This window comes from Pseudomonas sp. LLC-1 (assembly GCF_002992185.1).
GTDB lineage: Bacteria > Pseudomonadota > Gammaproteobacteria > Pseudomonadales > Pseudomonadaceae > Aquipseudomonas > Aquipseudomonas monteilii.
On the sequence record NZ_LUVY01000006.1, the window covers coordinates 410,712 to 423,944 of the forward strand.

15 protein-coding genes are annotated in these 13,233 nt (G+C 62.0%); 4 read left to right on the plus strand and 11 right to left on the minus strand.

The genetic code is table 11. The annotated features are described in order from the left end of the window. Positions 1–66: 66 nt before the first annotated feature. A complete protein-coding gene (locus A0O30_RS05675) occupies positions 67–534 on the minus strand; it encodes a hypothetical protein (RefSeq protein WP_105945846.1) in 468 nt (155 codons plus the stop codon). 369 nt (positions 535–903) lie between these two features. Here A0O30_RS05675 and A0O30_RS05680 point away from each other — a divergent pair, with 369 nt between their 5' ends. Beyond that, a complete protein-coding gene (locus A0O30_RS05680) occupies positions 904–1,527 on the plus strand; it encodes a response regulator transcription factor (RefSeq protein ID WP_019096559.1) in 624 nt (207 codons plus the stop codon). A gap of 56 nt (positions 1,528–1,583) precedes the next feature. Here A0O30_RS05680 and A0O30_RS27815 read toward each other — a convergent pair whose 3' ends face one another. From A0O30_RS27815 to metG, 7 genes are all read right to left on the minus strand, one after another. Beyond that, entirely contained in the window at positions 1,584–1,760 is a 177-nt protein-coding gene (locus A0O30_RS27815; RefSeq protein ID WP_012273877.1) for a PA3496 family putative envelope integrity protein, read from the minus strand. A gap of 104 nt (positions 1,761–1,864) precedes the next feature. Further along, the gene (gene nth / locus A0O30_RS05685) at positions 1,865–2,503 is read right to left on the minus strand and encodes an endonuclease III (protein WP_105945847.1); all 639 of its coding nucleotides are present in this window, start codon (positions 2,501–2,503) and stop codon (positions 1,865–1,867) included. 4 nt (positions 2,504–2,507) lie between these two features. After that, on the minus strand, positions 2,508–3,032 hold the full coding sequence (locus A0O30_RS05690) for an Rnf-Nqr domain containing protein (protein ID WP_105945848.1): 525 nt from the start codon (positions 3,030–3,032) through the stop codon (positions 2,508–2,510). Further along, positions 3,025–3,627 (minus strand): RnfABCDGE type electron transport complex subunit G, encoded by a 603-nt coding sequence (locus A0O30_RS05695; protein WP_105945849.1) that lies wholly within the window; start codon positions 3,625–3,627, stop codon positions 3,025–3,027. The genes A0O30_RS05690 and A0O30_RS05695 overlap by 8 nt, the downstream gene beginning before the upstream one ends. Further along, complete coding sequence (locus tag A0O30_RS05700) at positions 3,624–4,598, minus strand: RnfABCDGE type electron transport complex subunit D (protein WP_105945850.1); 975 nt, start codon at positions 4,596–4,598, stop codon at positions 3,624–3,626. Before A0O30_RS05700 ends, A0O30_RS05695 begins: the two co-directional genes overlap by 4 nt. Continuing rightward, complete coding sequence (locus tag A0O30_RS05705; protein ID WP_105945851.1) at positions 4,595–5,143, minus strand: Rnf-Nqr domain containing protein; 549 nt, start codon at positions 5,141–5,143, stop codon at positions 4,595–4,597. Before A0O30_RS05705 ends, A0O30_RS05700 begins: the two co-directional genes overlap by 4 nt. Before the next feature lie 89 nt (positions 5,144–5,232). After that, positions 5,233–7,272 carry a methionine--tRNA ligase gene (metG, locus tag A0O30_RS05710; RefSeq protein WP_105945852.1) on the minus strand — a complete coding sequence of 680 codons (2,040 nt, stop codon included), beginning with the start codon at positions 7,270–7,272 and terminating at the stop codon, positions 5,233–5,235. A gap of 159 nt (positions 7,273–7,431) precedes the next feature. Between metG and apbC the strand changes: the two genes are divergently transcribed. Next, complete coding sequence (gene apbC, locus A0O30_RS05715; protein WP_016713757.1) at positions 7,432–8,526, plus strand: iron-sulfur cluster carrier protein ApbC; 1,095 nt, start codon at positions 7,432–7,434, stop codon at positions 8,524–8,526. Positions 8,527–8,647: 121 nt separating this feature from the next. On the opposite strand, the gene A0O30_RS05720 is transcribed toward apbC, so the two are convergent. Next, the gene (locus tag A0O30_RS05720; protein ID WP_003254922.1) at positions 8,648–8,857 is read right to left on the minus strand and encodes a cold-shock protein; all 210 of its coding nucleotides are present in this window, start codon (positions 8,855–8,857) and stop codon (positions 8,648–8,650) included. Between the two features lie 328 nt (positions 8,858–9,185). Between A0O30_RS05720 and dcd the strand changes: the two genes are divergently transcribed. Continuing rightward, positions 9,186–9,752, plus strand: a complete 567-nt coding sequence (gene dcd / locus A0O30_RS05725; RefSeq protein ID WP_003258001.1) for a dCTP deaminase — start codon at positions 9,186–9,188, stop codon at positions 9,750–9,752. A 94-nt stretch (positions 9,753–9,846) separates the two neighbouring features. Next, positions 9,847–10,074: a hypothetical protein gene (locus A0O30_RS05730; protein WP_016713758.1), complete on the plus strand. Its 228-nt coding sequence runs from the start codon at positions 9,847–9,849 to the stop codon at positions 10,072–10,074. A 6-nt stretch (positions 10,075–10,080) separates the two neighbouring features. Here the strand turns inward: A0O30_RS05730 and pdeM are convergent, their stop codons facing one another. Together pdeM and A0O30_RS05740 are read right to left on the minus strand one after the other, a co-directional pair. Further along, a complete protein-coding gene (pdeM, locus tag A0O30_RS05735) occupies positions 10,081–10,731 on the minus strand; it encodes a ligase-associated DNA damage response endonuclease PdeM (RefSeq protein WP_060497868.1) in 651 nt (216 codons plus the stop codon). Continuing rightward, complete coding sequence (locus A0O30_RS05740) at positions 10,728–13,178, minus strand: ligase-associated DNA damage response DEXH box helicase (protein WP_105945853.1); 2,451 nt, start codon at positions 13,176–13,178, stop codon at positions 10,728–10,730. The genes pdeM and A0O30_RS05740 overlap by 4 nt, the downstream gene beginning before the upstream one ends. Between the last annotated feature and the right edge of the window lie 55 nt (positions 13,179–13,233).

Consider the following 13,233-nt stretch of genomic DNA (forward strand, 5'->3'; position numbering starts at 1 on the left):
GCGCTTGTGCAATGAAAACCCCGGCTTAAGCCGGGGTTTTTTTTGCGTGCAGAAAAGTCAGGGCATTCAACTGTGTTGGCTCACAACATCGCCCTCGAGTGCACTGATCGACAGCTGCGCACATTGACGTTTTTCCAGGTTGCAAAAGCGCCATATTCGGGGCGGCACGGGCGGTTGGGCAAGTGCATGCAGGAGTTGTTGTTCCATCATGCGATAGGCGTCGGGGCCGGAAAACATGAACGTGACAGGCTCGCCTTGCGCCGCCTCAGGAGCATCACTGATGACACTGTTCACAGCTGGGGTTTTGTCGAGTGCCATCTTGTTTGGTGGCGGGCTGTAGAACGACTTGTAATTGAAATTGAGCGTGAGAAAAAACAGTGCCGTCAGAAAGAACGGAAAGCCCACCAGGAACCAGGTGTAGAGCTTTTGGCTGGACTCGCTGAGAAAAGGCAGTGTGGCAAGGGCGGAGGCTTCGATAATCCCCGCGAAGATGGCAATGATCGTCAGCGGGGCAACAGGTTGTGCTTGGGTCATGTGGGCCATCTCCAGCGGTTTTGCCCATCATTACCTTACTGCGGTACTCAACTAAAGACTGGATTGTTTTCCAGGTGAGGAATAATCGACATAAATCCACTCGGCTTTGTTTTTTCAGCGCGTTTGAGTTGGACGTTTCGCCAGCAGATGTTCAGTTTTCAACTGGTGCGTTTTTGCAGGCGGGTGATACCGTTGTTTTGGTGCTAAGGAACGCGTTTGTTACAACCTTGGTCATGAAGTGTAGGAAATTTCTGTAAGTGTTGTAAGTTTTGTCTGTCCATGAGTTTCGTCAGTAAATCGCCGCGCCAGCAAGCGTCCTGTCGGTTATCGTGGCGTGCCAAAGCAAAACAATGAATGAATGGATATCGCATGAATAAAGTGCTTATCGTGGATGATCATCCGGTCATACGCCTGGCCGTACGCATGCTGATGGAGCGGCATGGGTATGACGTCGTGGCGGAGACCGACAATGGGGTGGCGGCGCTGCAGCTTACTCGGCAGCACCTGCCGGATATCGTGGTGCTGGATATCGGGATACCGAAGCTGGATGGCCTGGAGGTGATCGCCCGCATGACGACGTTCAGCCCGGCTAGCAAGGTCCTGGTGCTGACATCGCAGGCCCCCGGCAACTTCTCGATGCGTTGCATGCAGGCGGGCGCTGCAGGATACGTGTGCAAGCAGCAGGAACTTACCGAGTTGTTAAGCGCCATCAAGGCGGTGTTGTCGGGTTACAGCTACTTCCCTAACCAGGCCTTGCACGCGTCACGTGGCAGGGGGGCGGGAAGCGAGGTGGACATGGTCAATCGCCTCTCCGCGCGTGAAATGACGGTGCTGCAACAACTGGCGCGAGGGCGTTCGAACAAGGAGATTGCCGACAGCATGTACCTCAGCAACAAGACGGTCAGTACCTACAAGTCGCGGCTGCTGCTCAAGCTCAATGCACGGTCGCTGGTCGACCTGATCGAGCTGGCACAACGTCAAGGACTGAACTGACTGCCAAGCCTTGAAGCCTCCAGTCAGGAGGCTTTGCCAAGGCTACAGGTCTGGCTTTACAGGTCGTAGTCGAAATCAGCCAACTGCTTTTGCAGGCGCCGTTCTTCCAGCATGTTATCGATGGTGCGGCGTTTGCTCAGGTTGGTCTTTGCGGTTTCCACCTGGGGCTCCGCGTCATCGTCTGCGGCAACAAAATCATCTTCGATCGACAGGTCGTCTTTATCGGTACTCATGAGTCGCTCCAAGCCAAGGGGCCATTGGCCGTCCTTATAACCAGAAAGCAGGCGCCGGTAAAAAAGATTTTTTCAATCGTGGTGAGGGGTTTCCAGCTATCGCCTCAATCGTCGGAGGTTTTGTGCTTGTACTCGCACAAATCTTCGATCCTGCAACTGCCGCACCTTGGCTTGCGCGCCTGGCACACGTAGCGCCCGTGCAGGATCAGCCAGTGGTGGGCATCGAGCAGGTAATCTTTTGGCACGAACTTGACCAGTTTCTTTTCCACTTCCAGCACCGTTTTGCCAGGCGCAATACCCGTGCGGTTGCTCACCCGGAAGATGTGGGTGTCCACCGCCATGGTCGGTTGGCGGAACGCTGTGTTGAGCACCACGTTGGCGGTCTTGCGGCCCACACCGGGCAGTGCCTCCAAGGCTTCGCGGGTTTGTGGCACCTCGCTGCCGTGCCGTTCGATCAGCAGCCGGCAGGCCTCTATGACATTCTTGGCCTTGCTGTTGTATAGCCCGATGGTCTTGATGTATTCGCTAAGGCCTTCAACGCCCAAGGCATAGATGGCCTCGGGCGTATTGGCGACGGGGAACAGGCGGGCAGTGGCCTTGTTGACGCCGACGTCGGTGGATTGCGCGGACAGTGTCACGGCGACCAGCAGTTCGAACGGGGTGGTGTAGGCCAGTTCTGTCTTCGGGTCTGGGTTGTCTTCGTGCAGCCTGCGAAAAATCTCCAGGCGTTTGGCGGCATTCATGAAATCAGAGCTTTCCTTGACGACGTGGGTGGGCAGGGCCCGGACGCAAGCGATTGTACAAGGCCAGCAGCAGTCCGAGCAGTAGCAGGGCGCCCGGGGCCAGGCTGGCCACGTGCAGGTCGGCAACGTTGGCCAGCCATTGGCGGCTGGCGCCGAGCACCAGGCAGAGGGCAAATACCGCACAGAAATACCCGGCGAGCATGCGCCAGCGGCCTTGATCGGGCAGCAGATGATCGCAGGCCAGGCACTGCAGGCACAGCAGGGCGGGATAATGGCCCAAGGCAAGTGCCAAAGGCAGCGACCCTGCGCGCAGGGCCATTTGCAGGCAACTGGCCAAGGCTGCCAGCATCAGCAGGCTGGCTGGCACATAGGCCCAGCTGGCCAGGCGCTGGCGCAGCGGTGTCAGCAAAAGCTGATGCAGGCTGCCCATCACTACTGCGCACAGGCCAATGGCGACGCCCTCATGCAGCGTTCGGGTCGCACCCAGCAGGGGCGTCAGGCTTACGGCCAGCAGGCAGAACCTATTCATGTGCTGCACCCTCCAGCAGTACGCTGCGCTGCTCATCGAAATAGCTCAGCGCCTCTTGCAGCGCGGTGATCACCGCCCGTGAAGTCACGGTTGCGCCGGCCAGTTGGTCAAAGTCACCCTGGTCCCGCTTCAGCGCCCAATGGTCGCCCTGATGGCGGTTGTCGAACTGCCCCAGCCAGTGCAACTGCGGGTCGCCCAGGCGTGCGCCCAGACCGGGGCTTTCCTGTTGCTCTATGACCTGGCTGCCGATCAGGCGGCCATCTGTGGCGATGGCCACGCTCAGTACGATGGGTCCGGCATAACCTTGGGTTTGAGTGACCAGGACGATCGCGCTTGGTTTGCCCTCCATCGTGGCACGGTAAGCCGCCAGGATGCGGCTGTTGGGCCGCTGCGCCTCGGGCTTCGCGAGCGGGCTGTCCAACGGTTGGTTGTCGTAGCTGCCCTCTGGCAGCACGGCCAGCCGTTGACGGCTTTGCAATTGCTTCTCGGCACCGGTGATGGCTGGGCCGGTCAAGTGCCGCCATGCCAGCGTGGCAGACACTGCCAATACCCCAATCAGCACCAGCAGGCTCACATCATGCGTCAGGCGTTTCATCGGGCGGCCTGTTGGGGCTGTGCCGCAAGGCGTTCAAGCGTTGGTGCCATGAGGTTCATCAGCAGGACGGCGAACGCGGTGCCATCAGGGTAGCTGCCCCAGGTGCGAATCAGGTAGATGAGTAGCCCGGCACCCAGGCCGAAGTACAGCCTGGCCCGTTCGTTCCTGGGCCCCGACACCGGCTCGGTGGCAATGAAAAAGGCTGCCAGCATGGTCGAGCCGGAGAACAGGTGCAGCAAGGGCGAGCCGTTGGAGTCCGACCCAGAGCCGTTCCAGCCCAGCAGGCTGAACACGAACAGCCCTGTCAGCAGGCCCAGTGGTGCATGCCAGCTGATCACCTTGCGCTGCAACAGGAACAGGCCGCCGAGCAGGAATGCCAGGTTGACCCATTCGCTGCCGCGCCCGCCGATGTTGCCGAAGCCAGGATGGCTGGCAAACAGCTCCTCGATGGTCAGGCTGCGGTTGTGGCGCAGGCCGTCGAGCAACGTCGGCCGGGCCCAGGCGTCGATCTGTTCGCCCCCGGTGAATACCTGCTGCAAACTGTCGAACAGGCCTGGGGGTTGCCCTGGCCAATGGTTCATCTGCAACGGGAAGCTCAGCAGCACGAAGGCATAACCGACCATGGCCGGGTTGAACGGGTTGCGTCCGACGCCGCCAAAGGCCTGTTTGCCGAAACCGATGGCAACGCTTGCCGCGACCACCGGCAACCACCACGGGGCCAGGGTGGGCAGGGCGGCCGCCAGCAGCACGGCGGTTACCAGTGCGCTGCCGTCGCCTAGCGCTGTGCTCAGCGGTTGGCCGCGCAACGCCAGCAGCACAGCTTCGCACAGCAATGCGGCGGTGGCACTTAGCAACAGGTTCAGCAGCATGCCCCAGCCATGCAACCACAACAACGCCAGCAGGCCAGGCAAACAGGCCAGCAGGACCAGGCCCATACTGGTGCGCAGTCGCGGATCGGGCTGGCTGATCATTGTCCGAACATACCGTTAAAGCCAGAAAATGCCATGGCCATCACCCCGGCGCCGATCAATTCGAGCGGCAGGCCGCGCAGTGCGCCGGGGATATCGGCATGGTCACTGCGCTGGCGCAAATCGGCGAACAACACCAGTGCCAGCCAGAAGCCGCCGCCCGCCAGTAAACCTTGCAGCAGCGTCGAGGCCCAAGTGCTGCCATCGCCTGCCTGCTGCAGGGCAAGCCCCAGCACTGTGGCATTGCTCGACAGCAGCGCTGGCAACCCGACTACGGGCCAGGCCGGGCGCCACTTGGCCAGCAGCCAGGGCAAGCCCCAGGCGAGCAGTGCCAGCCAGGGCAATAACAGGAACAGGGCAAGGTCGGGGATGTGCAGTGGGGCAAGTACCCCCCGCATCAGCAATTGTGCGCCGATCGTGCCCAAGGCAATGCAAAGGGCGCAGGCCAGGCCATGCACATGCAGGTTCAGCCGGGGGGGTGGCTGCTGCAACAGGCACAGGTGATTGACCAGCGCGGCGCCGATCAGGACCAGAAGGTAATCGCTCATGAGATGACGATAGCCGGGAATGCGGGTGATTGTCCGGTAATCAAGGCGCAGAAGAAACTGCCCCGGCACGAGGGCCGGGGCAGGGGGTGTCACTTGATGCGCTGGCCTGGCTTGGCGCCGCTGTCCGGGCTCAGCAGGTAGATTTCTTCACCGCCAGGGCCGGCAGCCATGACCATGCCCTCGGATACGCCAAAACGCATTTTCCGGGGCTTGAGGTTGGCGACCATCATGGTCAGGCGGCCTTCCAGTTTGGACGGGTCTGGGTAAGCCGACTTGATGCCGGAGAACACGTTGCGGCGCTCGTCACCGATGTCCAGGGTGAGTTGCAGCAGTTTGTCGGCGCCCGGCACGGCTTCGGCTTTGACGATCAGCGCCACGCGCAGGTCGACGGCAGCGAAGGTGTCGAACTCGATTTCTGCCGACAGCGGGTCCTTGGTCAGCTCGCCGTTGCCGGCCGGGGCCTTGGCTTCGGCGGCCAGCAGGTCTTCCTTGCTGGCGGCGACCATGGCTTCGACCTTGGCCGGTTCGATGCGGCTCATCAGGACCTTGAACGGGTTCAGTTTATGGTTTTCCAGGCGCGACAGGTGGTCGTTCCAGGCCAGCGGGGCAACGTTGAGGAACGCCTCGGCGTCTGCTGCCAGCACCGGCAGTACCGGCTTGAGGAAGATCACCAGCTGGCGGAACAGGTTGATGCCCTGGGCACAAATGGCCTGCACTTCATCCTGTTTGCCTTCCTGCTTGGCCAGCGACCACGGTGCCTTGTCGGCGATCCAGGCGTTGGCGCGGTCGGCCAGCGCCATGATTTCACGCATGGCGCGGCCAAAGTCACGGCCTTCATAGGCTTCGGCGATGGACGGAGCGGCAGCCAGGAAGGCTTCGGTCAGCTCAGGCGCGGCATCACCGCTTACCATCACGCCTTCGTTGCCTTTGTGGATGAAGCCGGCGCAGCGGCTGGCAATGTTCACGACCTTGCCCACCAGGTCGGAGTTGACCTTCTGCACGAAGTCTTCCAGGTTCAGGTCCAGGTCGTCGACGCCACGCCCCAGCTTGGCTGCGTAGTAGTAACGCAGGTATTCCGGCTGCAGGTGATCGAGGTAGGTACGGGCCTTGATGAAGGTGCCGCGCGATTTCGACATCTTCGCGCCGTTGACGGTCAGGTAGCCATGCACGTTGACGGCAGTCGGCTTGCGGAAACCGGCACCTTCGAGCATGGCTGGCCAGAACAGGGCGTGGAAGTTGACGATGTCCTTGCCGATGAAGTGGTACAGCTCGGCCTTGGAGCCTTCGTTCCAGAACGCATCGAAGTCCAGTTCCGGGCGGCGTGCGCAAAGGTTCTTGAAGCTGGCCATGTAGCCGATTGGCGCGTCCAGCCACACGTAGAAGTATTTACCCGGTTCACCCGGGATTTCGAAGCCGAAGTACGGCGCATCGCGGGAGATATCCCACTCCTGCAAGCCGGAATCCAGCCATTCGGCCAGTTTGTTGGCTACCGCGTCCTGCAGGGTGCCGCTGCGGGTCCACTGCTGCAGCATGGCCTGGAAGTCTGGCAGCTTGAAGAAGAAGTGCTGGGAGTCACGCAGCACCGGGGTGGCGCCGGAGATCGCCGACTTGGGGTTCTTCAGCTCGGTAGGTGCATAGGTGGCACCGCATTTTTCGCAGTTGTCGCCGTACTGGTCTTCCGCCGCGCACTTGGGGCAGGTGCCCTTGATGAAACGGTCGGCCAGGAACATGCCCTTTTCCGGGTCGAAGTACTGGGTTACCGAACGGGTGGCGATGTGCCCGGCTTCACGCAGGCGGGTGTAGATCAGGCCCGACAGCTCGCGGTTCTCTTCGCTGTGGGTAGAGTGGAAGTTGTCGAAATCCACCAGGAAATCGGCGAAGTCGCTGCTGTGCTCGGCCTGGACGTTGGCGATCAGCTGCTCCGGGGTGATGCCTTCCTTTTCGGCGCGCAGCATGATGGCCGAGCCGTGGGCGTCGTCGGCGCAGACATAGATGCACTGGTTGCCACGCATTTTCTGGAAGCGGACCCACATGTCTGTCTGGATGTACTCGAGCATATGGCCTAGATGGATGGATCCATTGGCATAGGGCAGGGCGCTGGTGACGAGAATCTGACGTGGCTCGGACATGGTGGCTCGGCTACTTATCTGGCTACGGGGTAAAAATTAAGGGTGATCGGCCACTATAAAGGGCTGGCGAAGATATTTCACCCCGCATGCGCATCTACTGACGATTGACGGGTTAGGATAGGCGCCTGTTTTACATTCAGTTTGCCAATGGGAGTCTCCATGAGTGCCGTCACCCGTGCCGCCGTCGAAGGCGTGCTTCGCCAGTACACCGACCCCTACCTGAACCAGGATCCGGTCAGCGCCGGTTGCGTGCGCGCCATCGACATCCAGGGCGGGCAGGTCAGCGTGCAATTGCAGCTGGGCTATGCCGCAGGTTTGTTCAAGAACGGTTGGGCCCAGGTGTTGCAGACGGCCATCGGCAACCTTGAGGGCGTCAGCAGCGCCCAGGTATCGATCGACTGCGTGGTCGCCGCTCACAAGGCCCAGGCCCAGGTGCCGGCCATGGCCAACGTCAAGAACATCATCGCCGTGGCCTCGGGCAAGGGCGGTGTGGGCAAGTCGACCACTGCGGCCAACCTGGCGCTGGCGCTGGCCCGCGAAGGCGCACGGGTGGGTATTCTCGATGCCGATATCTACGGCCCTAGCCAAGGCGTGATGTTCGGCATTGCCGAAGGCACCCGCCCGCAGATTCGCGAGCAGAAGTGGTTTGTGCCGATCAAGGCCCATGGCGTGGAGGTCATGTCCATGGCCTTCCTCACCGACGACAACACACCGATGGTCTGGCGCGGCCCTATGGTTTCCGGTGCGCTGCTGCAACTGGTCACCCAGACCGCCTGGGATGACCTGGACTACCTGGTCATCGACATGCCGCCGGGTACCGGCGACATTCAGCTGACCTTGGCGCAGAAAGTGCCGGTGGCGGGCTCGGTGATCGTCACCACGCCGCAGGACCTGGCGTTGCTGGATGCCAAGAAGGGTGTGGAGATGTTCCGCAAGGTCAACATCCCGGTGCTGGGTGTGGTCGAGAACATGGCCGTGCACATCTGTTCGAATTGCGGCCATGCCGAGCATCTGTTCGGCGAAGGCGGTGGTGAGAAACTGGCCAGCCAGTATGGCGTTGACCTGCTGGCGTCGTTGCCATTGTCGATGTTGATCCGCGAACAGGCCGACAGCGGCAAGCCGACGGCGATTGCCGAGCCGGAAAGCCAGATTGCCATGGTCTATCAGGAACTGGCCCGCCAGGTAGGCGCGCGGATTGTGCTGCAAGAGGCGGCGGCGCCGGCGATGCCGAGCATTACCATCAGCGAAGACTGATCGGAGACCGAGTCACCTGTTTCGCGGGCTTGCCCGCGAAACAGGTGACTCGGTCTTTCAACCAGGCATAAAAAAACCCGCCAGAGGCGGGTTTTTTTGAAAGCTAGGAAGCTAGATCGACTTAGGCGATCTGAACTTCTTCAGCCTGCATGCCTTTCTGGCCGCGGGTAGCGACGAAAGTAACAGCCTGGCCTTCTTTCAGGGTTTTGAAGCCGTCAGCTTGGATGGCTTTGAAGTGCACGAACAGGTCGTCGCCCGACTGAGGGGTGATGAAGCCGTAGCCTTTCTCATCGTTGAACCACTTAACAACACCGGATTGACGGTTGGACATTTTTCTGTCTCCTTGGACAATTTGATAACGGTCAGGAAAAACCCTGCCCGGGACTGAGCGCAAAGAGAGCAGAAAATTCAGCGATGGGCCGATCAGGATCGTGCATCAAACTAGAGATTCTCGGTGTCACGTGCAGCACAGTGGCGCCACCTTACCCCACTTTCCGCAACCTGCCAATGGTCAGAAGGCGCTTTACGCAAATTCGGATCGACGGCGGCTGCAGCCCCCGCCCGGCGCGGGATGAGGCATAGAACTTTAACCTGGGCGCCGGGACCGGTAAGATGCGCGTCACGATTTTCACCACGCAACTCTTCAGGACACCCCCGCCATGAGCATCAAATCGGACAAGTGGATTCGCCGCATGGCGCAGGAACACGGCATGATCGAACCGTTCGTCGAGCGCCAGGTGCGCGGCGAACAAGACAGCCGGGTGATCTCCTTTGGCGTCTCCAGCTATGGCTACGACGTACGCTGCGCTGACGAATTCAAGGTGTTCACCAACATCAACTCGGCTACCGTCGACCCGAAAAACTTCGATGCCGGCAGCTTCGTCGACATCAAGAGCGACGTGTGCATCATCCCGCCAAACTCTTTTGCCCTGGCGCGCACCGTCGAATACTTCCGCATTCCGCGTGACGTGCTGACCATTTGCCTGGGCAAGAGCACCTACGCCCGTTGCGGCATCATCGTCAACGTCACCCCGCTGGAGCCCGAGTGGGAAGGCCACGTGACGCTGGAGTTCTCCAACACCACCACGCTGCCGGCGAAGATCTACGCCAACGAAGGCGTGGCACAGATGCTGTTCCTGCAGTCTGACGAAGAATGCGAAGTGTCCTACAAGGACCGTGGGGGCAAATACCAGGGCCAGCGCGGCGTCACCCTGCCGCGTACCTGAGCCGACAAGCGCGGGGAATTACCCGCGCCTTTGGCACTCCAACGAAGTAACGCCGGTGCGCATGATGTGCATCGGCTTTCGTCAGGAGCAGCCAATGAAACTCCATCCCGCAATCAGTGCCAAGCTGGCAGGCCTGCAGCCCAACCACGTGGGGTTGTTGCCCTGGTCATTGCTGGCGCACCCGCTGCCCATGCAGGCGGGGGGCGTGCCCCATCAGCCTGACCCCGATACCCCGCAGCCCCCAGAGCCTGGCGAGAGGCCACCCATGGAGCCGGGCGAGCCGACCTTGCCGGATGAGCCGCCGCCAGCACCTGTCGCCTGAACGCCGTTACAGCGGCCAGACGCGCCCTGCGCCAGCCAGGTATACCCGGCTGGTGCCGGAGGGCGCGATCTTCCAGCCGCCGGTGAACTCACCGAAAGCCGGTAGCAGGCTGACGTGAGCGTCGATCAGGAAGCACGGCAGTCGCAGGCGCTGGCGGGCCGTGCCGCGTAGCACAAAGACCGGGTGCACATGGCCGGCCAGCACTGGGTAAGCCGGGTGAGGCGCTGGTTCGTGTTGTAGCGCGAAAGGTTCCAGTATCCAAGGCTCATCCTTGACCTCAATGCGAAGTGATGCAGGTGGATCGCCGGCGTTACGATCATGATTGCCGCGTATCAGCACAATGTTCAGGTGCGCGTGGCGCTGCCGCCACGCATGCAGCCTGGCCAGCGTTGCTGGCGCCCGGGCAGTGCGTGCATGGAGGAAGTCCCCGAGGACGATCAGCTGGTCGCAGTCATGGGCTGCCAGCAAGGCATCCAGCCGGGTGAGCGTCGCGTCTGTGGTGCCTCGCGGCACAGGCTGGTGCAGGGCACGATAGCTGGCAGCCTTGCCGATGTGTACGTCGGCCACCAGCAATGCTCGGCGGCTGGGCCAATAGATGGCCTTGTCGGCAAGCAGCCAGAGCACCTGGCCTGCGTGTTCGATGGGCTGGTGACTCATGCCTTGCCCGCCGCTTGTTCCAGTTCTGCAACCATTCGCGCAATCCGGTCTGCCAGCTTCTCGGTACTCAGCGTCTCGCGCATGCCCTCTACCAGCAAAGCGAAGGCCAGTGGCCCCGGTCGCTTCAATACCTGCAGGTCCAGCTTCAGGCTGGCCATTTTCAGCAATTGCCGACGCAGCCGCTCGATCTCCAGCTCCTCGCCCAGCACTTCGTCCCGTGCCTGGCCGAGTAGCAGGTTACCGGCGTCATGCTTGCGAAACACTTCATAGAACAGCCCGCTGGATGCCTGGATCTGTCGAGTGCTCTTCTGTGCCGCCGGGTACCCGCCAAACACCAGCCCGGCAATCTGGGCAATTTCGCGAAAACGCCGCAGTGCCATTTCCCCTGCGTTCAGGCTGGCCAGCACATCTTCCAGCAAGTGCTCGGTACCCAGCGCTTTTGGCAGGTGCGTTGTCCAGTCCACCGGTGCAGGGCTGAGCAGTTCGAACCCGTAGTCGTTGACGGCAATCGATACCGACAGCGGTTGTACGCGGCTGACCCGCCAGGCAATCAGGTTGGCCAGGCCCAGGTTGGCCAGGCGCCCGGCAAAGGGGTACAAGAACACGTGCCAGCCCAGGCGGGACTTGAACGTCTCGGCCAGCAGCGTGCCGGTGGTTGGCAACGCCGACCACTGTGCCTGCAACGCCAGCAGCGGGCGCACGGTTCGCATCTCCGGGCCGTCAAAGCGGCCATGGGCCGCAGAATCGAGCTGCTCGACCAGGGCGTCGGCCAGTTCGCTCGATAGCGGCATGCGCCCACCGTTCCAGCGTGCTACCGCAGCCTTGCGTGCGGTGCTGCGGCGCACATAGGCGGTCATGTTTTCCACGCGTACCAGTTCCAGCACCCGCCCGGCAAACACGAGCGTGTCGCCGGGACGCAGGCGGGCGATGAACGCTTCTTCGACACTGCCCAGCGTCTTGCCTCCGCCGCCCTTGCTCCAGTATTTCAGTTGCAGGTTGGCGTCGCTGACGATGGTGCCGATGCTCATGCGGTGGCGCCGTGCCAGGCGTTCGCTGGCAACCCGGTAAACGCCGTCGGGCCGGGGCTCGACGCGCTGGTAATCCGGGTAGGCGGAAAGTGAACTGCCACCGTGGCAGACGAAGTCCAGCGCCCACTGCCACTGGCTGTCGCGCAACGTGCGGAAGGCCCAGGTGCTGCGCACTTCGGCCAGTAGCTGCTTGGGTCGAAAGCCACTGCCCAAGGCCATGCTGACCAGGTGCTGCACCAAAACGTCCATGCACAGTTGCGGCGAGCAGCGAGCCTCGATGTGCCCGGCCATCAGTGCCTGTCGGGCTGCAGCTGCCTCCACCAGTTCCAGGCTATGGGTAGGCACCAGGGTAATTCGCGAGCGCCGCCCCGGTGCGTGCCCGGAGCGCCCGGCCCGTTGCATCAGGCGGGCGATGCCTTTGGCCGAGCCGATTTGCAGCACCCGTTCCACGGGTAGAAAGTCCACGCCAAGGTCAAGGCTGGACGTGCAGATCACCGCTTTCAGGCTGCCCTGCTTGAGGCTACGTTCCACCCAGTCGCGGGTATCGCGGGCCAGCGAGGCATGGTGCAGGGCAATCAGTCCGGCCCAGTCAGGGCGGGCTTCAAGCAGGGCCTGGTACCAGAGCTCGGCCTGGGCGCGCGTGTTGGTGAACACCAGGCAACTGGCACTGGCCTCGATTTCCCGGCTGACCTGGTCGAGCATCTTCAGGCCCATGTGCCCGGCCCAAGGAAAGCGCTCGATCGCTGTTGGCAGCAAGGTATCGACTTGCAGCGCCTTGTCCTGTCGGCCCTGTACCAGCAGGCCGCCTTGCGGCAGCAGAACGTCCCGTGCATGTTGCAGGTTGCCCAGGGTGGCGGAGAGGCCCCAGGTCGGCAGGCCTGGATGCCAGTGGCGCAGGTGGGCCAGGGCCAGCTGCAGTTGTACCCCGCGCTTGTTACCCAGCAGTTCGTGCCATTCATCCACGACCACCAGCCGCAGGGTGGCGAAATCTTCGCGGGCCTGTGCGCGCGTCAGCAGCAGCGTCAGGCTCTCGGGCGTGGTGACCAGCACACTTGGCAGGCGCCGAGCCTGTCGGGCTCGTTCGGCACTGCCTGTGTCACCGCTGCGTACCCCAACGCTCCACGGCAGCGCCAGTTCATCCACGGGCACCTGCAGGGCGCGTGCGGTGTCGACAGCCAGGGCGCGCATGGGCGTCACCCACACCACCTGCAATGGCGCCGGTTGGCTGCCGTGGGGCTGGGGCTTGAACGCACGAAGCGCGGCGAGCCACACGGCGTAGGTTTTGCCGGCACCGGTACTGGCGTGCAGCAGGCCGGACTCGCCGCGCGCCACAGCCGCCCAAACGCGGCGCTGGAAAGCGAAAGGCTTCCAGCCACGCCTGGCAAACCAGGCATTGGCAAGGTCGGTGGCGGCGGGCATGAGGCAAGTGGTCCTTCGAAGGCTGTGCTTCTACAGACCGCCCGCCAGGTGCAAT

What these genes read in the sequence shown, in the direction of transcription:
- A0O30_RS05675 (WP_105945846.1), bottom strand. Translation starts at nt 534, where the DNA reads ATGACCCAAGCACAACCTGTTGCCCCGCTGACGATCATTGCCATCTTC.
- A0O30_RS05680 (WP_019096559.1), top strand. Translation starts at nt 904, where the DNA reads ATGAATAAAGTGCTTATCGTGGATGATCATCCGGTCATACGCCTGGCC.
- A0O30_RS27815 (WP_012273877.1), bottom strand. Translation starts at nt 1,760, where the DNA reads ATGAGTACCGATAAAGACGACCTGTCGATCGAAGATGATTTTGTTGCC.
- nth (WP_105945847.1), bottom strand. Translation starts at nt 2,503, where the DNA reads ATGAATGCCGCCAAACGCCTGGAGATTTTTCGCAGGCTGCACGAAGAC.
- A0O30_RS05690 (WP_105945848.1), bottom strand. Translation starts at nt 3,032, where the DNA reads ATGAATAGGTTCTGCCTGCTGGCCGTAAGCCTGACGCCCCTGCTGGGT.
- A0O30_RS05695 (WP_105945849.1), bottom strand. Translation starts at nt 3,627, where the DNA reads ATGAAACGCCTGACGCATGATGTGAGCCTGCTGGTGCTGATTGGGGTA.
- A0O30_RS05700 (WP_105945850.1), bottom strand. Translation starts at nt 4,598, where the DNA reads ATGATCAGCCAGCCCGATCCGCGACTGCGCACCAGTATGGGCCTGGTC.
- A0O30_RS05705 (WP_105945851.1), bottom strand. Translation starts at nt 5,143, where the DNA reads ATGAGCGATTACCTTCTGGTCCTGATCGGCGCCGCGCTGGTCAATCAC.
- metG (WP_105945852.1), bottom strand. Translation starts at nt 7,272, where the DNA reads ATGTCCGAGCCACGTCAGATTCTCGTCACCAGCGCCCTGCCCTATGCC.
- apbC (WP_016713757.1), top strand. Translation starts at nt 7,432, where the DNA reads ATGAGTGCCGTCACCCGTGCCGCCGTCGAAGGCGTGCTTCGCCAGTAC.
- A0O30_RS05720 (WP_003254922.1), bottom strand. Translation starts at nt 8,857, where the DNA reads ATGTCCAACCGTCAATCCGGTGTTGTTAAGTGGTTCAACGATGAGAAA.
- dcd (WP_003258001.1), top strand. Translation starts at nt 9,186, where the DNA reads ATGAGCATCAAATCGGACAAGTGGATTCGCCGCATGGCGCAGGAACAC.
- A0O30_RS05730 (WP_016713758.1), top strand. Translation starts at nt 9,847, where the DNA reads ATGAAACTCCATCCCGCAATCAGTGCCAAGCTGGCAGGCCTGCAGCCC.
- pdeM (WP_060497868.1), bottom strand. Translation starts at nt 10,731, where the DNA reads ATGAGTCACCAGCCCATCGAACACGCAGGCCAGGTGCTCTGGCTGCTT.
- A0O30_RS05740 (WP_105945853.1), bottom strand. Translation starts at nt 13,178, where the DNA reads ATGCCCGCCGCCACCGACCTTGCCAATGCCTGGTTTGCCAGGCGTGGC.